The following is an 18,463-nucleotide window of genomic DNA, read 5'->3' on the forward strand; positions in this document are numbered from 1 at the left end:
AATCCAATCTGCTATTGGCCATGAAGCTTATCTGTATTTTAAACTAGGGCCTGTTAACACTATTTGATATAATATGGTGATGGAAATCACCGAAACTCAATATCAACAGATCGAACACTGCATGCCGCGCCAGCGTGGCAATGTCAGTCATTCCAATCTACAAATTCTCAATGCTATTCTGTATGTTACCGAGCATGGTTGCAAGTGGCGCGGACTACCCAAGCGTTTCGGTAATTGGCATACCATCTACACTCGAATGAATCGATGGGCGAAAAGCGGCGTGCTTCAAAAAGTTTTTGAGCAGCTGCAGCATCAACAAATCATTCGCATCAAGATTGAAGCCGTTTCGATGGATAGCACCAGCATCAAAGTGCACCCTGATGGTACTGGTGCATTAAAAAAAACGGCCCGCAATCCATCGGCAAATCCCGAGGTGGCTGGACCACTAAAATTCATCTGGTTGCCGCAGATACCAGAACAGCCATAACTTTTTCCTTATCTCCGGGGCATACACATGACGCACCGGAAGGACGACAACTCCTGTTAGCACTCGGCCCCGTCTCTTCTCCTACTCATCTGCTGATGGATCGCGCTTATGAGGGTGATCAAACCAGACAGCTTGCATTGGAGCTCGGTTATATCCCGGTTGTCCCACCCAAAACTAATCGGCTGGAGCTCTGGGAATATGACCGCGCCATGTACAAAAAACGCAATGAGATCGAAAGATTATTCCGCAGACTCAAGGGATTCCGTCGAATATTCTCCAGATTCGACAAACTGGATGTCATTTTTCTCTCATTCATCCATTTCGCTCTCATCGTCGAAGCACTTAGGTAGTGTTAACAGGCCCTAAAAAAATAAAAACCCGGCAACACCAATTTGCCGGGTTTTTATTTTAACAACAGCTACGATTACAGAATTACAGCTTCGCCAGCACTTCCGCCACCGTTTGTCCCATCAGTGACGGGGTAGGGCAGATCGTGACGCCGAGTTCTTTCAGCATCGCGACTTTCTCCGCAGCGCTTTCACCGGCGGAGGAGATGATCGCACCGGCGTGGCCCATGCGGCGGCCTTCCGGTGCTGTTAAGCCAGCGATGTAAGCGACCAGCGGTTTGCTCATGTTTTCTTTGGCGAATTTACCGGCTTCGACTTCTTGCGGGCCGCCGATTTCGCCGATCATCAGCGCGACTTTGGTTTCTGGATCTTGTTCCAGCCGTTCCAGGATGTCGCGGTGCGAGCTGCCGGGGATCGGGTCACCGCCGATGCCGACCGAGGTGGAGATGCCAATGCCGAGTGCGCGCATCTGGTCGGCGGCTTCATAGCCCAAGGTACCGGAGCGGCCAACCACGCCGATATTGCCGCGGATGTAAATATGGCCGGGCATGATGCCGAGCATCGCACGGCCCGGGCTGATGGTTCCAGCACAGTTCGGGCCGGTCAGCAGCATGCGTTCTTCTTTCGGAAAACGGCGCAGGAAATTCTTCACCGTCATCATGTCTTGCGTCGGAATACCGTCGGTGATCGAGACACAGTATTTGATCCCGGCGTCGGCGGCTTCCATGATCGAATCCGCAGCAAATGCGGGCGGCACAAAGACGATGCTGGCTTCCGCACCGGCTTGCTCGACCGCTTCCTTAACCGTATTGAATACCGGCAATCCCAGATGCGTTTGTCCGCCTTTGCCCGGCGTGACGCCGCCGACCACGTTGGAGCCGTAGTCGATCATTTCCTGCGCGTGAAAAGTACCGATTCTGCCGGTAAACCCTTGAACGATGATGCGTGTTTTTTCGTTGATTAATATCGCCACTTTATACTCCTAAGCTTTCGCGACGACTTCGTTGCGGACGCGCACGACTTTTTCCGCGGCCTCCGCTAACGTATCGGCGGTGATGATCGGCAGGCCGCTGTTGGCAATGATGCGGCGGCCTTCTTCTACGTTGGTGCCGGACAAGCGGACCACCAGCGGGATTTTCATATCGATGTTTCTGACGGCTTGCACCACGCCTTCGGCGATCCAGTCACAGCGGTTGATACCAGCGAAAATATTCACCAGCATCGCTTTGACATTGGCATCGGCCAGCACCAGACGGAATGCTTTCTCGGTGCGCTCGGCGGATGCGCCACCGCCGACGTCGAGGAAGTTGGCGGGTTCACCGCCTGCCAGTTTGATCATGTCCATCGTTGCCATCGCCAGACCGGCGCCGTTGATCATACAGCCGATGTCACCATCCAGGCCGACATAGCTTAAGCCGGCTTCAGCCGCGGCAACTTCACGCGGATCGACCTGCGTGTTGTCGCGCAATTCGGCGATGCGGTGGCGGCGGAACAATGCGTTTTCGTCGAACACCATTTTGGCGTCAAGCGCCACGATGTCGTTGCTGGCGGTAATCACCAGCGGATTGATTTCCAGGATGTTGGCGTCGAGATCGCGCAATGCGCGGTAACAGCCTTTGATGGTTTTCACCGCACTGTTCAGTTGCGCCGGGTCGATCCCCAGCGCGAACGCCATTTTGCGCGCCTGGAAATCCTGCAAACCGACCGCCGGTTCGACGTAAATCTTGATGATCGCTTCCGGATTGGTCACCGCCAGTTTTTCGATTTCCATGCCGCCTTCGGCGGAGCCGATCATGATCACACGCTCGCTGACACGGTCGATCATGAACGACAGATACATTTCCTTGGCGATTTTGGTACCCGCTTCGATGTATAACCGCGAGCAGATTTTTCCCGCCGGGCCGGTTTGATGCGTTACCAGTTTTTTGCCGAGCAGCGATTCAGCGGCTTGCTCGACTTCGGTGTGCGTTTTACACACTTTGATACCACCCGCTTTGCCGCGCGCGCCGGAATGAATCTGCGCTTTCACCACCCAGACGTCGCCATCGATTTCCCTGGCGCGTTGCACGGCTTCCACTACGCTGTAGGCCAAGCCGCCTTGCGCAATCTTGACGCCGTATTCGGCCAGTATTTCTTTTGCTTGATATTCGTGAATATTCACTTCAGTTTCCTCAACAATCGCATTGATGCGTCAATTTTTTTATCATTTCAAACATAGGGCCCCAAAGACAAAGGCCGCATCGCGCGGCCTTCAGTCATTAACCGTTTTTTGCTGCAATCGCTTCCGCGACTTTCACCACATTATTGGCCATTCTTTCCGAAGCTGCGTCGATCAAGCGGCCATCCAGCGCAGCAGCGCCTTTGCCTTGCGCGGCGGCTTCCTTAAGCGCGGCCAGAATACGTTTGGCTTTTTCAATTTCCCGCTCGGGCGGTGTGAACACATCGTTGGCCAGCGGAATCTGCGTCGGATGGATCGCCCATTTGCCTTCACAACCCAGTGCGGCAGCGCGCTTGGCCGCCAGCACGTAACCGTCGGGATCTTTGATGTCGCCGAACGGTCCGTCGATAGGGCGCAGACCGTACGCGCGGCACGCTACGATCATGCGGCTGATGGCAAAATGCCATTGATCGCCGGGATAATCCGGATTCAAACCGCCGATGTTGGTGGTTCTGGCGCGGTTACTGGCGGCGTAGTCAGCCACGCCGAAGTGCAATGCTTCCAATCGTCCGGCTGCACCGTTGCGTGCGATGTCTTCCACGTTGGCCATACCGAGCGCAGTTTCGATCAATGCTTCCAGACCGATGCGGTTTTTCAGCCCTTGCTGCATTTCGAGCTGGGTAACCATGGCTTGTACCATATAAATATCCGCATACACACCAGCTTTGGGAATCAGTAGCGTGTCGATCTTGCTTCCGGCCTGTTCCACCAGATCGACCACATCGCGCACCATGTATTGCGTATCAAGACCGTTGATGCGTACCGAAACCGTGATGCCGTGACCTTTCCAATCCAGATCGTTAAGTGCCTGGATGATGTTCTTGCGCGCCTGAACTTTATCATCCGGCGCAACCGCGTCTTCCAAATCGAGAAAAACAAAGTCAACGCCGCTGTTCAGTGCCTTCTCAAACATGCCCGGACTGGAACCCGGAACAGCCAGTTCACAGCGTTGTACCCGCTGAACGGTGGTTTCATAAAGCGTATGACTCATTTTTCCTCCAGAATTGATAAATTTTTAAAGATAACGCGAATAGACGAATAGGCCAGGTCAGTTGTTTGTTTTCTTGGTGTCTTTCATGTGATCCGCGGCGAATGGCAGCGGCGGGTTTTTAAGACATACTGGGGTTCGTGATTTAACAACGCAGGCAATCGTGCAGAGATGAATGGATAGAGTGTTTTATGCTTTTTGTTTTAAAGACTAATTTTTCAGCAAATTATATCCATTCCACGGGAATTTATCTACTCACCGCTTTTCCGCCTATGAAATGAGTTATAACCTTTCGATTCTGGATCAAACCGCAATCCGGCAAGACGATCCACAGGAATAAAACAAATCGCCAGCGCTATCAGCCGGTTATTATCAGTCTTTGGCAAGCGGCAATTCTGGGCAGGTCGCTCGATAGGGTCTATTTCCCATGTACTTCTGCCACTCCGTCCGGGTTAGATTGCGATTGGCGATGCGGCAAGCTCGGACTTTCCATGGGTCAGAGGAAGGATGCAGCAATGTGCCGGCCGCTATATCCCACAGCCGGATGGTGTTGTCGTCGCTGCCCGAGACCAAGGTCTTACCGTCGGCACTCAAGGATACGCTTAGCACAGCATCACTATGACCGATCAGCGGCGCTCCAAGCGGCTGGTGCGTTGCCACATCCCACAGGCGCACAGTGTTGTCATCGCTGCCGGAAGCCAGGATCTTACCATCCGCACTTAAAGCGACGCTTCGCACTGCGCTGATATGACCGACAAGTGGCGGTCCGAGTGGTTGTTGGGTGGCGACATTCCATAAACGGATTGTTTTATCGACGCTGCCGGAAGCCAGAATTTTGCCATCGGAACTCAACGCCACACTGCGCACCACACCGGAATGACCCGTCAGCGGAGATCCGATTGGGCGGTGGGTGGTTACATCCCAAAGCCGAATCGTTTTATCTCCGCTACCGCTAGCCAAGATTTTGCCGTCCGCGCTCAAAGCCACGCTCCACACGCTGCTGGTATGACCGGTCAGAGGCGCTTCAAGCGGCTGACGGGTAGCCACGTCCCACAGAAGAATGGTATTGTCGTCCCCGCTTGTTGCCATGATCTTGCCATCCGCATTCATGGCCACGCTCAGCACAGGACTGGTATGACCCGTCAGGGCCGGCCCGAGCGGCTGACGAGTAGTCACATCCCATAGAATAATCGTTCTATCTTCACTGCCGGAAGCCAGGGTTTTACCATCGGCGCTCAGTGCCACGCTTGACACCGGTCCGTTATGGTTATTCAGCAGCGATTCGAATAGTTGGTGCGTCGCAACATCGCGCACCTGGATAGTCTTGTCATCACCACCGGAAACCAGGGTTTCACCGTCGGCGCTCAATGCCACGCTCAACACGCTGCTGGTATGGCCGGTAAGAGATAATCCCAATGGCTGGCGGGTAGAGACATCCCATACAATGATATTGCTATCTTCACTGCCGGAGGTCAGAACGGTTCCATCGGCGCTCAAAGCCACGCTCCACACGCTGCTGGTATGACCGGTCAGAGGCGCTTCAAGCGGCTGACCGGTGGCGACATCCCACAAGCGAACGGTATTATCGCCGCCGCCGGAAACCAAGGTTTTACCGTCAGCGCTGAGGGCAATGCTCAAGACGGTGCCGGTATGCTCAGCAATGGGCGATCCGATCGGCTGCTGCGTGGCAACGTCCCACAACATGATAGTCTTGTCCTTGCTGCCTGATGCCAGAATTTTTCCATCAGCACTCAACACCACGCTGCGTACGGGGCCGGTATGCCCTTTAAGCGGTGGCCCAAGCGGCTGGCGAGTGGCGACATCCCATAAAATGATGGTATTGTCCGCACTGCCGGAAACCAAAATCTTGCCATCGGTACTCAAGGCAACGCTGCGTACCGGACCGGTATGCCCGGTGAGCGGCGGCCCGAGCGGTTGACGGGTGGCGACATCCCACAGAATGACGGTGTTATCTTCACTGCCGGAGGCCAGAATTGTTTCATCGGGACTTAACGCCATACTCACGATGGGACCGGTATGGCCGGTAAGCGGCGATCCGAGCGGCTGGTGAGTAAGCACATCCCACAACATGATGGTATTATCCCCGCTGCCGGAAATCAGCGTTTTTCCATCAGGACTAAGGACAACGCTCCATACGGTACCAGTATGGCCGGTAAAAGGCGTTCCGATCTGTTCGCGGGCGGCCACATCCCATAAAATGACTGTATTATCCGTGCCGCCGGAGGCTAAAATCTTGCCGTTGGCATTCAATGCCACGCTACGTACAGTACCAACATGACCGCGTAAAAAAGTTAGGAGATGCGGGGTTTGCTGCAACGCATTGAGCAGTATGCTCTCGTTATCAGGCCGGTCATCGATTTCCAGCGCTTCAACACTGAGTAGCAGCGACAGATCCAATTCTCTGATATGACTGAAGGCGGAAGCCTCCAGACTGCGTAAAGCCGCAATGTTCGTTTGCTGAATCGCCCATACGGCGGCGCCTACGGCAACAATCAGCGTAGCAATGAGCGTGACGGTGAATTTACGGAACCGCCGGATCGACCGCGCTTGCTCTCTCGCCCGCCGCCGCTCGGTCTCGGCTATCCGCTGCTGCTCGGCTAATATCCGCTCTTGTTCCAAAGCATGTTGCCGTTGGACCTCCTGCTCCCGTATCTCATTATCGCGATACGCGACACTGGCATCCAGAAAGCGCATGGCTTGAGCAAAGTTGGGATAATAGCGATGCGCCCAGATTTCATTGGGTTTCTCCTTGACCCGCCAATCGAGCGCCACTTGCAAGTCGGGATCCTGCCAAAGCCCCGCCCGGCCTTCCTGGTGCAGCATCGAAGTTTCCACTAAGCGGTGGTAAATTTGCACCGATGCCGCTTCGGCATCGGCCCAAGCGCTGAGCCGCTGCCATACGCGCATCAGGCTCTCGTGCGAGATGTCGATGACCGTATCCGCGTCCAGTATTTCGCCTGCCGGCGGCATCAAGAATGAACGGCTCGGTTTGCGGAATTCATCGATGACCGCAGTCACTTCCTCCAGCGTGGCATCAGCCAATGCGCACAAAGTATCCACGGTCGTCGGCCGCCTTACACCGCGCAAATCCGTGGCTTTGTCGGTGAGCGCCTGGAAGATTTTCTCGCAGAGCTGTTTTTTTCTTTCGCTATCCAGTCCGGCATAAGCATTTTCCGCATGCTTATCCAATGCGTAGGTCATGGTTCCAATGGCTTCGTAGTCCGCCAAATCGAGTGGCTTGGTGGAATCGCCATGGCTTTGCCAATACCCCCAGGTACGGTTGAGCGCGTGCTGCAGAATCGATAATTGATCGGGATTGTCGCCGACATCGTTGACGAGTCTTGTCAAAAGCAGCGGCGAAATAGCCGCGCCGCTGACACTGACCGGCCCGCTGATAGCGGCACGGCGCTCCTCACGGGTCATGCGCGGAACCAAATACTGTCCGGTGCTGATCATCTCGGCCAAACCGGGAAATTGCGCGCAATCCCCTAGAAAGTCCGAACGCATCGTTAGAACGACATAAATCGGGTAGGTAGTTTGTTGCTTTGCTTCCAATAACAGATTGACAAAAGCAACCGCTTCTTCGCTCATGCCCTGAATATTCTCGGGTTGAGCGACGCGCAATTGCCGGTAGCGGAATAGCTCTTCAAACTGGTCTACCACGATCAGCAAATTGACATCCTTGCTCAACTGCGCCTGCTCGACGATATCAATCAATCCCAATTTGCTCATGCGCAACGTGGTGTCGATAATCTCCGCAAGCGTCAAGCCTTTGCCCGCATAGTTGCTAAACAAGACGCCATCCTTGGCCAATGCATTGACTAACGCTCTTATCGGATTGTTGCCGGGGCGGAACTGCGCCATGCGCCAGTTGGTGCCGGCGGACGCCATGAGCCCGCCGTACAAAGCCGGACGCAAACCGCAATTGACCAGCGAGGACTTGCCGCTGCCCGAATTACCGACAACCGCCAGGAAATGGGTGGCCGCCAGCTTGTTGACCATGGCATCGACCTGATTCTCGCGACCAAAAAACAAATGTTCTTCATCTTCGCGGAACGGGCGCAAACCCGGAAAGGGATTCTGCAAACCGGCTGGAGCGGCTGGCGCGCTCATGGCTTTGCTCCGCCCGGCTTCATGGTCTGCAGAAAAACCGCCATTTCCGCCTCCGGAAAACCCGTCATGCCATTGATCAGATACGGCTCTTCCATATCGATGAGATCTTCTTTATCCACGGTGGCAGGTTCGGCCAAATAGGTAAAGCACGGCGGCAGCGGCTTGCCAATCCGGTAGCCCGGCATCTTTTTCAGCTCGCTATCGATGGTACGCTTCCACGCCTCACTACCGGATCCATAAAAAAGAATGACAGCATCGCAATTGCTCATGAGCTGACGGTGCGCTTCGCGCACTGCGGTGGCATCCCCTTCAAAAGCCGGCAGGGAGACTTCGCATCCTTGTTCGCGTAAATACTTGCGCACGGGGACCGTCGCTTTGCGATCATTTTCGTTACAAATCAGATAGACTAGGGCCTGTTAACACTATTTGATATAATATGGTGATGGAAATCACCGAAACTCAATATCAACAGATCGAACACTGCATGCCGCGCCAGCGTGGCAATGTCAGTCATTCCAATCTACAAATTCTCAATGCTATTCTGTATGTTACCGAGCATGGTTGCAAGTGGCGCGGACTACCCAAGCGTTTCGGTAATTGGCATACCATCTACACTCGAATGAATCGATGGGCGAAAAGCGGCGTGCTTCAAAAAGTTTTTGAGCAGCTGCAGCATCAACAAATCATTCGCATCAAGATTGAAGCCGTTTCGATGGATAGCACCAGCATCAAAGTGCACCCTGATGGTACTGGTGCATTAAAAAAAACGGCCCGCAATCCATCGGCAAATCCCGAGGTGGCTGGACCACTAAAATTCATCTGGTTGCCGCAGATACCAGAACAGCCATAACTTTTTCCTTATCTCCGGGGCATACACATGACGCACCGGAAGGACGACAACTCCTGTTAGCACTCGGCCCCGTCTCTTCTCCTACTCATCTGCTGATGGATCGCGCTTATGAGGGTGATCAAACCAGACAGCTTGCATTGGAGCTCGGTTATATCCCGGTTGTCCCACCCAAAACTAATCGGCTGGAGCTCTGGGAATATGACCGCGCCATGTACAAAAAACGCAATGAGATCGAAAGATTATTCCGCAGACTCAAGGGATTCCGTCGAATATTCTCCAGATTCGACAAACTGGATGTCATTTTTCTCTCATTCATCCATTTCGCTCTCATCGTCGAAGCACTTAGGTAGTGTTAACAGGCCCTAGATTGGTGGCATTGGCAGAATCAGCTTGAGCCTCATGCAGCACCGGTTCCGGCTGCTCCAGTTTCTTTAAGGTGGCATGAATCGAAGCTTTCAGCGCCTCGAGATCGCCCGTGATCAGATCCGCTCCAAACTGCACTTCAGCGTCTTGGTGCAGCGCCTCGATAAACAAATGCTGCGCTAGCTGCGTCGAGGAAGTTCCCTCGGACAACCAGATGATGCGGGGAAATACACTATTTTTACTCTTATTGACGGCAACCTCGTTTTGCAAAACGATCACGGACTTCTGGCTGAGTCCGTCGGGAACCGCGCCGTAGCTTTCCCCGATGAGGTGGATGGAAAATTTGCTGCGCGCCAATAGCACCTCAACCGCCGCGACATAGCCTGCTTCATCGCGCGGCAACTGCTGATCCGGCAACACCGTGTAACCGTGACAACGCAAGTCGCCTTCCAGAATTTCCCGGATTCCTTTCCGGTCATAACTGCATTCCGCCAGATAAACCGTTGGTTTGAGCGCCGTTGGCGTAGCCGCATCCTTACCGCTGACCTCCGCATCGGCTGCCAATTGTTTCAGCAGCTGTGAAATATCCCATGCTAATTTTCCTACCTTGCGGTTGAAATCCTGGGCAAACTTATCGCCGTAAGCCGGGTCGAGTTCGAGCGGCGTACCATCTTCCAAACTGAAAAATTCATAGCCGAGAATATCTTTTATCGCCGGAGGTAAAAATTCCTGGGCATCTACCGGCGTTTTCATTATCTTGAAAACCCGGGCTTTATTATCGATAACGACCCCACCGCTTTGCTTCGCCTGTTCGCAAAATTCGCGGACTTCCCGGGTGCACCACTCGGATTTGAGATAACGCGGTGTCAGGATCGATAAAAATACCGCCGTTTGGGCGAATTGCTGAATGATTTCGTCGGAAAATATGTCGTTCCCTTGCAGCTTATCGTCGCGCCAGATTTTCGCCGCCTGCCCCATCCGCATGCTTAAGAGCGCTTCCAGCGAAGCGTGAAAACGGCTGATCCAGCCTTTATCTTCCGGCCTTAGCGGTTGATTGTCGATGTGCGAGTAGCTGATGAAAAGATCATTTCTAAAACGAGCCATGCCGCTTCCTCTGAATCAAATGACAGCGACCGGAGATTTGCTTTCGGGCCACCATTTATTGGTTCATCAATAATCGCGCGGACTGCAAATTACCGCGGCCGTCAGAGCCGTGCGCATCCACTGGCCGCCGCTAATAGCTTCCGGTAGCGCGCCGCCCATTCGAGCGGAATTGCAGCAGCTGATCCATTTTGCTGTGCGGTACTGGCCGCCATGATCGCACCGAGTGTGATGGCGCGCCCGCAGCTATCGCCGCCGATACGGATATTTTCTTCAATCGCGGTGCGGTAATCGGGAGCGTGCCGGGCGATATGCGCAATGACCGGCATCCCTTCCGGAACATGACAAGCCGAGCCGAAGCGTTTGGCTGCAGCTTTGCCGTCAAACGCGCCGGTTTGCAGCGCTTCTTCCAGCAGCGGCGCGAGTTTCTCGCCGGCGTGCGGCAACGCACGGTTGAGCGCGTGCCGGATCGATTGTCCGTGCAGCAAATCCAGCAACACGCACCCGGCATACTGCGCCGCCGCAACCGCCGTATCGTTATGATTGGTCAGCCGTACCACCTGATCGATTTTGGCTTTTAATGCTGGCAGCGATCCGCTATGCGTGGCAACCACAACCGGCAATGTGGCCAGCGCGGCAAATTGATCATCGTCGGCACCGGAAATTTCCGGGAATTCTTCCGGCTTCAGCGGCAACAGCGTTTGCAAGGTTTGCCGTGTCGGCGAATCGACATAACCCACATAAGCGCCGCCGGGGCCGAAATAACTGCGATACTCGGTCTGATAGGCGACACGATCGAACTGCCCATGCTGCGCGAAATGCTGCAGCATCAGCAAACATAACTCGCCGTATGCGGACGAATCGCCCGCAGTTTTCTGACCATGCGCGAAGTAGCCGCTGACACCGGCGTAATCGTCAGCATCCGGTTGCAGAAAAACCAATCCTTTGGCTTTCTCGATGTGCGCGATGCGTTCAGGATCGTACAGCCAGTGCAAACCGAGCGCGGCGGCATCGGCAACCAGTGCGCCCAGGATAGCCGCAACGCGCGGCTCAAGCGTCATACATGAATTCATGGTGCTGTGCGGTATTATTTAATTTCAATGTCGTCCGGTATCCGGCGCGCTTCGTCCGCCAGCATCACCGGGATGCCGTCCTTGATCGCAAACGCCAGCCGATCAGGCTTGCAAATCAATTCCTTGTCGTCTTTTTTGTAAATCAGCGGCCCTTTGCACAACGGGCAAACCAGAATATCCAATAATCGTGCGTCCATAGTTTTCCTTATTCGGTCATTTCAAAATTTGCTGAGAATATCGTCCAATTGATCCAGGCTGGTATAGTGAATCACGATATTGCCCTGGCCGTTCTTTTTCGGTTTGATCGCCACTTGCGCCCCCAAGCGTTCGGAAACATCCTCTTGCAACCGCAGCAAATCGCGGTCGGGTTTTTTCACCTTTTTCGGCATTGGGTGTTCGAGCTGATTGACCAGCTTTTCGGTTTCGCGCACCGACAATTGTTTTTGCACGATCGCGTTGGCGATTTTCATCTGCTGCGCGGGCGCCAGCGGCAGCAGGGCGCGGCCGTGTCCCATATCGATTTTACCCTGCATCATCAATTCCTGCACCGGCGCGGACAGATTCAGCAGGCGCAGCAAATTGGAAATGGTGCTGCGCGAATTGCCGAGCGCTTCCCCGGCAGTCTGGTGCGTCATGCCGAATTCGTTGATCAAACGCTGGATTCCCATCGCTTCTTCGAGCGGATTCAGATTTTCCCGTTGGATGTTTTCGATCAATGACATGGCCAGCGCCGATTCGTCCGGAACTTTGCGGATCAAAACCGGCACTTCGCCCAATCCGGCCAACTGCGCAGCGCGCCAGCGGCGTTCACCGGCGATGATCTCGAAACTATCCGCATTCAATGGGCGCGCCAGAATCGGCTGCATCACGCCTTGCGCTTTGATCGACTCGGCCAGCTCGGCCAAGGCCACTTGATCCATGTTGGTTCTGGGCTGATATTTGCCGGGCTGCAATTTGGCGGTGGCGAGATTCTGCAATGATTCTTCCGCCAGCGCGGCACTGCCGTCGCCCGACAATAATGCATCCAATCCGCGCCCCAATCCTTTCTGTTTTGTCATATCACCGGTTTCCTTCCGTTGCGGTTACGCGTTGAGTATTTCCCTGGCCAATTCCAAATACGCCTGCGCCCCCTTCGATTGGCCGTCGTGGTACAAAACCGGCAAACCGAAGCCGGGCGCCTCGGCCAGGCGCACATTGCGCGGTATCACGGTGCGGTAGACCTTGTCGCCGAAATGCTTCTGCAACTGATCGGAAACCTGCTGCGCCAGAATATTGCGCGGATCGAACATAGTGCGCAGCAGTCCTTCGATGCGCAACGTGGGATTGAACGAACTGCGCACCCGCTTGATGGTATTGACCAGATCGCTCAAGCCTTCCAGCGCATAGTATTCGCACTGCATCGGGATCATCACCGCGTGCGCCGCGCATAAACCGTTCAACGTCAGCAAGTTCAGCGCGGGCGGGCAATCGATCAAAATGTAATCGTATTCGTCCTGAATCTCTTCCAGTGCAGTCTTTAGCCGCGCTTCGCGTTGCGCAAAATCGACCATTTCGACTTCCGCACCCGCCAGATCGCGGTTGGCGGGAATCAAATCGTATTTTCCTTGCGTACTGCTCACCAACGCTTGCTGTATGCCCGTATGGCCGAGCAACACGTGATAGATCGTGGTTTTCAGCGTTTGCTTGTTGGTGCCGCTGCCCATCGTGGCGTTCCCTTGCGGATCGAGATCGATCAACAGTACGCATTTATCGGCAGCCGCCAAGCTTGCGGCCAGATTCACGCTGGTAGTGGTTTTGCCGACACCGCCTTTTTGATTGGTAATGGCTAGAATTTTGGTCACGGGCTTAGCTCCTGTATTCATGACGCGGAATCAAAGCTGTTCTGTTGGATGATAATCAGTTGCCGGGCGGCATCCAATCCAGGCACATGCAGCGTGACCGTCTTTTCAATCGCAAACGGCGCGCGGATTTGCTGGCGTTCTTGTTCCGGGCAATTGGCTTTCATCGCAACCCAGCGGCAGCTGGCAGCATTTTCCCCGGCCAAGTGTCGCGTTAACGCGATGAATTCGCCGAGCTCGGAAAATGCGCGCGAAATGACGGTATTCACCATTCCATCGGGACGGACATCCTCGATACGCTGCGCCATGATTTCAACATTCTGCAACCCCATTTCGATTTTTACCTGCTGTAAAAAAGCGGTTTTTTTCTGATTGCTTTCCACCAAAACCACTTGCCAATCCGGCCTTGCCAGAGCAACCGGTATGCCCGGCAACCCTGCGCCGGTACCGACATCGATGATGTGCGGGCCCTGGATATGCGGCAATACCGCCAAGCTATCCGCCACATGCTGAGTCAGCATGTCATGCGGATTGCGGATCGCGGTCAAGTTATGGACTTTGTTCCATTTTTCGATCAGCGATAAATAATGCTCGATGCTTTTAGCAAGCTGCTCGGGCGCGGCAATAAGGTCTATATCCAGCGCTTGCAAGCTGCGCGTAATCTGCGGCAGCAGGCTCATGCGCTTTGTTTTTTGTCATTGACCGCAAAGCCGCGTTTCAAATGCACCAGCAGCAACGAAATCGCCGCCGGTGTCACGCCGGAAATACGCGACGCCTGGCCGATGGTTTCCGGTTTGTGCTGATTGAGTTTTTGCTGCACTTCGTTGGATAATCCTTTCACCACGCAATAATCGATCTCCTTCGGCAGCAAGGTGTTTTCATACTGTGCCTGACGCGACACTTCTTCCTGCTGGCGCTGGATATAACCGTGATATTTGGCTTGGATTTCAACTTGTTCGGCGACTTGCGCGCTCGCCACCGGTTCGCCCGCGCCGGGCAAGGTCATCAACGTTTCATACGTGACATCGGGGCGCTTCAGCAATTCGGTCAGCGTGTATTCGCGCTCGATACCTTTGCCGAGCACACGAACAGCGTCCTGTTCCGGCAATGTGCCGGGCAATACGCGAATCGAATCGAGCCGTTGCTGCTCGTTGATGATCGCTTCCTGTTTATTGGAAAACGCTTCCCAACGCTGATCGTCGATCAACCCTAACTTCCTGCCGGTTTCGGTCAAGCGCAAATCGGCATTATCTTCGCGCAGTTGCAAGCGATATTCGGCGCGGCTGGTGAACATGCGATACGGCTCGGTGACGCCGGACGTCACCAGATCGTCGACCAACACGCCGAGATAGGCTTCGTGGCGCTGCGGCGACCAAGCCTCTTTTTCTTGAATCTTCAGCGCGGCATTGACGCCCGACAGCAAGCCTTGCGCGGCGGCTTCTTCGTAACCGGTGGTACCGTTGATTTGCCCGGCGAAAAACAGATGCTCGATGGTTTTGGTTTCGAGCGTATGCTTCAAATTGCGCGGATCGAAATAATCGTATTCGATGGCGTAACCGGGGCGTGTGATATGCGCGTTTTCCAATCCGGCGATCGAATGAATCAGCTTGACCTGCACCTCAAACGACAAACTGGTGGAAATGCCGTTCGGGTAGATTTCGTGCGTGCCCAAGCCTTCCGGTTCGAGAAAAATCTGATGCGATTCGCGCGCCGAAAAACGCACCACTTTGTCCTCGATCGACGGACAGTAGCGCGGCCCGACGCCTTCGATTTTTCCGGTAAACAGCGGCGAATCGACCAAGCCATCGCGAATGATGTCGTGCGTATCGCTATTGGTATGGGTAATCCAACATGAAATCTGGCGCGGATGCTGGATGCCGGTATCGATCAGCGAGAAAAACGGCGCTGGTTGATCGCCGGGTTGCTCCAGCAGTTTGGAATAATCCATGCTGCGGCCATCGATGCGCGGTGGTGTGCCGGTCTTCAGCCGTCCCGCTGGAAACTCCATGTCGCGCAAGCGCTGCGCCAGTGTCAACGTCGGCGGATCACCCGCACGACCCGCTTTGAAGTGGGTTTTGCCGATATGCGCCAATCCGGCCAGGAACGTACCGACCGTCAGAATCACCGCGCGCGCACGGATTTTGAGCTGCAATTGCGTCACCACGCCAACCACACGATCCTGCTCGATGATCAAATCATCGACTGCTTGCTGCATCACCCGCAGATTCGGTTGGTTCTCAACCCGACCGCGGATCGCTTGCTTATACAACACCCGGTCGGCCTGCGCGCGCGTCGCCCTGACCGCCGGGCCTTTGCTCGAATTCAACACGCGAAACTGAATACCCGCTTCATCCGCCGCCAACCCCATCGTACCACCGAGCGCATCGATTTCCTTCACTAAATGGCTCTTGCCGATGCCGCCAATCGACGGATTGCACGACATCTGCCCGATGGTTTCGATATTGTGCGTCAGCAACAACGTCTTGCACCCCATGCGTGCCGCCGCCAGCGCCGCCTCTGTTCCGGCATGTCCGCCACCGACCACGATAATGTCAAAATCCGAATGATGATTCATTGTTTTAAAGCCATTGAAAATCCGAGCGATACGAAAGAAAATCCGTTGAAATGTTTCACGTGAAACCTTTCTGCATGGTTAGCGAAAAGGTCGAAATTTTGGATGCAATTATAGGTGGCAGGAAACAATGAAAGCAAGCCGAAGTTACAAAGAAATGATGTTTGGAGCTACGCTGTTATACCTGCCAGCACAACCACTCTATCCCGTTCGATCGCTTTTCTGAAGCGCTCGCTCGCTGTTGACCAATCGACGATATCCACTTTGTAAGGCAGATCCGATTCCGCAAACACTTCCACCAATTGCGCAATCAAATCTATTCCAAGCGGTTTTCCTCCGTTGATCGCCAAATCCAGATCGGAGTATGGCTTGGCACGGCCGGTAGCACGCGAACCGAAAGCCCACACGATACAATCCGGAACATGTGCACGTAAAATGTTCCGTATGATCAGCCAATCGGCCTCGGATACGGCAATCGGTAGCCGGTCGCTCATTTCGACAAGCGTTGCATCAATTGCTGATGCAGATATTGCGCTTCTTTCAAAAAACCTGGAATCGCATCCACCACCTCGCGAACAATAGCTTCATCGTAGGTATGACTGGTTTTTGCCCGCATATCGCGATACCGCCGCCATTGCGCCCAATCTCCGAGCAGCAAGCCCTACTCATTGGCTGAACGAATCAAATAATGAAAATCGGCTTGATCAAACTCCGCCGGATTGGCTGCCGATGCTTCCAGGAAGCGCTTGAGCATTTTATGCGCAAGCTCGTAAGTAATTTTAAAGCGCTGAATCAAGCCATCGCGGATTTGCGTGTCACCGGTATCGGATTGATGGCGCACCCAGCCTTCCGCCAATCGGGTAATTGCATTCGTTAAAGAAGAAATATCGAGAGACATGGACGGCATGCTGAATTAAAAGTGGATCAAGTTCGAATGGTAAATTTTTTGGGTTATTAGGGCCTGTTAACACTATTTGATATAATACGGTGATGGAAATCACCGAAACTCAATATCAACAGATCGAACACTGCATGCCGCGCCAGCGTGGCAATGTCAGTCATTCCAATCTACAAATTCTCAATGCTATTCTGTATGTTACCGAGCATGGTTGCAAGTGGCGCGGACTACCCAAGCGTTTCGGTAATTGGCATACCATCTACACTCGAATGAATCGATGGGCGAAAAGCGGCGTGCTTCAAAAAGTTTTTGAGCAGCTGCAGCATCAACAAATCATTCGCATCAAGATTGAAGCCGTTTCGATGGATAGCACCAGCATCAAAGTGCACCCTGATGGTACTGGTGCATTAAAAAAAACGGCCCGCAATCCATCGGCAAATCCCGAGGTGGCTGGACCACTAAAATTCATCTGGTTGCCGCAGATACCAGAACAGCCATAACTTTTTCCTTATCTCCGGGGCATACACATGACGCACCGGAAGGACGACAACTCCTGTTAGCACTCGGCCCCGTCTCTTCTCCTACTCATCTGCTGATGGATCGCGCTTATGAGGGTGATCAAACCAGACAGCTTGCATTGGAGCTCGGTTATATCCCGGTTGTCCCACCCAAAACTAATCGGCTGGAGCTCTGGGAATATGACCGCGCCATGTACAAAAAACGCAATGAGATCGAAAGATTATTCCGCAGACTCAAGGGATTCCGTCGAATATTCTCCAGATTCGACAAACTGGATGTCATTTTTCTCTCATTCATCCATTTCGCTCTCATCGTCGAAGCACTTAGGTAGTGTTAACAGGCCCTAATTAAGTTGACCGTTAACTCAGGTGTTGCTTCAAAGGGCGGGTTAAATTTGATCGTGGCGGTGGCAATCTTTGTTGGCCGTAATACATGAATTCTGATTACACCTGCCTGTTCTGATCCGTCGGAATTTGTTGTTTCTTGTGTATACTTGAGCACTTGTGATTCTGGTTCAATATTTGGGAACAAAGTCTTAATCTGAGACTCTCTTATTCCGCGCCCAAGCTCATCAAGTTGCGCTTTTAAAGCGGATACTTCTTTAAGGAGGTTTGCATTATCACCGGTACCAGCAGCCGTATTCTGGATAGCTTGTTCGAGTTCGTTGAGCTTTTCATAGACCTCTCGTTTGCTCTGGGTCACTTGACCATCGCCGCCCCCGCTCTCAATCCAATAACCTACTGCGCGCTGAACTATCTCTGTAATGTTAGTTTGAATTCCGCCGACGAGAGTCTCAATTCTTGTGACGGTTTCGTTCGTTTTGTCCGTGGCTTGTGTTGATTTGACATAAAACTGCCATGATAGCCATGCCATAAAAAACGACAAAGCTAGGGCGGCTATTGCCAAACCAAATGAAATTAATGAGAACATATCTAGCTCATAGGTATTCGAAGTTACGGCTGGCGAGGTCTCCGCTGCACACATAGTCGGGATAAAAAAAACGAAATAATGCTTCTCTTGATGCTCATTGATGTTCCTTTGTAAACGCTAACTAGAATTAGACGTCCGAAATGAC

17 protein-coding genes and 1 pseudogene are annotated in these 18,463 nt (G+C 53.4%); 3 read left to right on the plus strand and 15 right to left on the minus strand.

The genetic code is table 11. The features are described from left to right. Window positions 1-79: 79 nt before the first annotated feature. Window positions 80-837 (plus strand): IS5 family transposase gene (locus tag HRU78_15075; GenBank protein QOJ25094.1). Its coding sequence is split into 2 segments (ribosomal slippage): window positions 80-395 and window positions 395-837, totalling 759 coding nucleotides; the frame shifts between segments, so codons are not numbered across the junction. A gap of 82 nt (window positions 838-919) precedes the next feature. Here the strand turns inward: HRU78_15075 and sucD are convergent. The 5 genes from sucD to HRU78_15100 form a co-directional block, all read right to left on the minus strand. Next, complete coding sequence (gene sucD / locus HRU78_15080) at window positions 920-1,807, minus strand: succinate--CoA ligase subunit alpha (GenBank protein ID QOJ24801.1); 888 nt, start codon at window positions 1,805-1,807, stop codon at window positions 920-922. A gap of 9 nt (window positions 1,808-1,816) precedes the next feature. After that, window positions 1,817-2,995 (minus strand): malate--CoA ligase subunit beta, encoded by a 1,179-nt coding sequence (locus tag HRU78_15085; protein QOJ24802.1) that lies wholly within the window; start codon window positions 2,993-2,995, stop codon window positions 1,817-1,819. Window positions 2,996-3,092: 97 nt separating this feature from the next. After that, window positions 3,093-4,043 carry a CoA ester lyase gene (locus HRU78_15090; protein ID QOJ24803.1) on the minus strand — a complete coding sequence of 317 codons (951 nt, stop codon included), beginning with the start codon at window positions 4,041-4,043 and terminating at the stop codon, window positions 3,093-3,095. Window positions 4,044-4,412: 369 nt separating this feature from the next. Further along, window positions 4,413-8,174 carry a hypothetical protein gene (locus tag HRU78_15095; GenBank protein QOJ24804.1) on the minus strand — a complete coding sequence of 1,254 codons (3,762 nt, stop codon included), beginning with the start codon at window positions 8,172-8,174 and terminating at the stop codon, window positions 4,413-4,415. After that, the gene (locus HRU78_15100; protein ID QOJ24805.1) at window positions 8,171-8,536 is read right to left on the minus strand and encodes a hypothetical protein; all 366 of its coding nucleotides are present in this window, start codon (window positions 8,534-8,536) and stop codon (window positions 8,171-8,173) included. The genes HRU78_15095 and HRU78_15100 overlap by 4 nt, the downstream gene beginning before the upstream one ends. An 80-nt stretch (window positions 8,537-8,616) precedes the next feature. Here HRU78_15100 and HRU78_15105 point away from each other — a divergent pair. After that, a protein-coding gene (locus HRU78_15105; protein QOJ25095.1) for an IS5 family transposase occupies window positions 8,617-9,374 on the plus strand; the annotation gives its coding sequence in 2 pieces (ribosomal slippage) (window positions 8,617-8,932 and window positions 8,932-9,374; 759 coding nt in all). Here the strand turns inward: HRU78_15105 and HRU78_15110 are convergent. The 9 genes and pseudogenes from HRU78_15110 to HRU78_15150 all read right to left on the minus strand — a co-directional run bounded on the left by HRU78_15110 (window position 9,367) and on the right by HRU78_15150 (window position 16,878). Continuing rightward, a complete protein-coding gene (locus HRU78_15110; protein ID QOJ24806.1) occupies window positions 9,367-10,491 on the minus strand; it encodes a toll/interleukin-1 receptor domain-containing protein in 1,125 nt (374 codons plus the stop codon). The two genes, HRU78_15105 and HRU78_15110, sit on opposite strands and share 8 nt — an antisense overlap. 101 nt (window positions 10,492-10,592) lie before the next feature. Beyond that, on the minus strand, window positions 10,593-11,561 hold the full coding sequence (locus HRU78_15115; protein QOJ24807.1) for an ADP-ribosylglycohydrolase family protein: 969 nt from the start codon (window positions 11,559-11,561) through the stop codon (window positions 10,593-10,595). Between the two features lie 14 nt (window positions 11,562-11,575). Beyond that, entirely contained in the window at window positions 11,576-11,758 is a 183-nt protein-coding gene (locus tag HRU78_15120) for a Trm112 family protein (GenBank protein QOJ24808.1), read from the minus strand. Window positions 11,759-11,779: 21 nt separating this feature from the next. Next, window positions 11,780-12,619, minus strand: coding sequence for a ParB/RepB/Spo0J family partition protein (locus HRU78_15125; GenBank protein QOJ24809.1), 840 nt, complete (start codon window positions 12,617-12,619; stop codon window positions 11,780-11,782). A 24-nt stretch (window positions 12,620-12,643) separates the two neighbouring features. Then, window positions 12,644-13,402 carry a ParA family protein gene (locus HRU78_15130; protein ID QOJ24810.1) on the minus strand — a complete coding sequence of 253 codons (759 nt, stop codon included), beginning with the start codon at window positions 13,400-13,402 and terminating at the stop codon, window positions 12,644-12,646. Window positions 13,403-13,419: 17 nt separating this feature from the next. Continuing rightward, complete coding sequence (rsmG, locus tag HRU78_15135; GenBank protein QOJ24811.1) at window positions 13,420-14,079, minus strand: 16S rRNA (guanine(527)-N(7))-methyltransferase RsmG; 660 nt, start codon at window positions 14,077-14,079, stop codon at window positions 13,420-13,422. Beyond that, window positions 14,076-15,974, minus strand: coding sequence for a tRNA uridine-5-carboxymethylaminomethyl(34) synthesis enzyme MnmG (gene mnmG, locus HRU78_15140; protein QOJ24812.1), 1,899 nt, complete (start codon window positions 15,972-15,974; stop codon window positions 14,076-14,078). The genes rsmG and mnmG overlap by 4 nt, the downstream gene beginning before the upstream one ends. 167 nt (window positions 15,975-16,141) lie before the next feature. Beyond that, window positions 16,142-16,465, minus strand: coding sequence for a nucleotidyltransferase domain-containing protein (locus tag HRU78_15145; protein ID QOJ24813.1), 324 nt, complete (start codon window positions 16,463-16,465; stop codon window positions 16,142-16,144). Further along, window positions 16,462-16,878 (minus strand): annotated as a pseudogene (locus HRU78_15150) (nucleotidyltransferase substrate binding protein). Before HRU78_15150 ends, HRU78_15145 begins: the two are co-directional and overlap by 4 nt. 83 nt (window positions 16,879-16,961) lie before the next feature. Between HRU78_15150 and HRU78_15155 the strand changes: the two are divergent. Next, window positions 16,962-17,719 (plus strand): IS5 family transposase gene (locus tag HRU78_15155; protein QOJ25096.1). Its coding sequence is split into 2 segments (ribosomal slippage): window positions 16,962-17,277 and window positions 17,277-17,719, totalling 759 coding nucleotides; the frame shifts between segments, so codons are not numbered across the junction. Window positions 17,720-17,721: 2 nt separating this feature from the next. Here HRU78_15155 and HRU78_15160 read toward each other — a convergent pair. After that, window positions 17,722-18,318, minus strand: coding sequence for a hypothetical protein (locus HRU78_15160; protein ID QOJ24814.1), 597 nt, complete (start codon window positions 18,316-18,318; stop codon window positions 17,722-17,724). Window positions 18,319-18,463: the final 145 nt, after the last annotated feature.

This window comes from Gammaproteobacteria bacterium, from assembly GCA_015709635.1.
Taxonomy (GTDB): domain Bacteria; phylum Pseudomonadota; class Gammaproteobacteria; order Burkholderiales; family Nitrosomonadaceae; genus Nitrosomonas.

Excerpts from the sequence above, each read along its gene's own strand:
- HRU78_15125 (QOJ24809.1), bottom strand. The coding sequence starts at position 12,619 with ATGACAAAACAGAAAGGATTGGGGCGCGGATTGGATGCATTATTGTCG.
- mnmG (QOJ24812.1), bottom strand. The coding sequence starts at position 15,974 with ATGAATCATCATTCGGATTTTGACATTATCGTGGTCGGTGGCGGACAT.
- HRU78_15110 (QOJ24806.1), bottom strand. The coding sequence starts at position 10,491 with ATGGCTCGTTTTAGAAATGATCTTTTCATCAGCTACTCGCACATCGAC.
- HRU78_15145 (QOJ24813.1), bottom strand. The coding sequence starts at position 16,465 with ATGAGCGACCGGCTACCGATTGCCGTATCCGAGGCCGATTGGCTGATC.
- rsmG (QOJ24811.1), bottom strand. The coding sequence starts at position 14,079 with ATGAGCCTGCTGCCGCAGATTACGCGCAGCTTGCAAGCGCTGGATATA.
- HRU78_15090 (QOJ24803.1), bottom strand. The coding sequence starts at position 4,043 with ATGAGTCATACGCTTTATGAAACCACCGTTCAGCGGGTACAACGCTGT.
- HRU78_15115 (QOJ24807.1), bottom strand. The coding sequence starts at position 11,561 with ATGAATTCATGTATGACGCTTGAGCCGCGCGTTGCGGCTATCCTGGGC.
- HRU78_15095 (QOJ24804.1), bottom strand. The coding sequence starts at position 8,174 with ATGAGCGCGCCAGCCGCTCCAGCCGGTTTGCAGAATCCCTTTCCGGGT.
- HRU78_15160 (QOJ24814.1), bottom strand. The coding sequence starts at position 18,318 with ATGTTCTCATTAATTTCATTTGGTTTGGCAATAGCCGCCCTAGCTTTG.
- HRU78_15120 (QOJ24808.1), bottom strand. The coding sequence starts at position 11,758 with ATGGACGCACGATTATTGGATATTCTGGTTTGCCCGTTGTGCAAAGGG.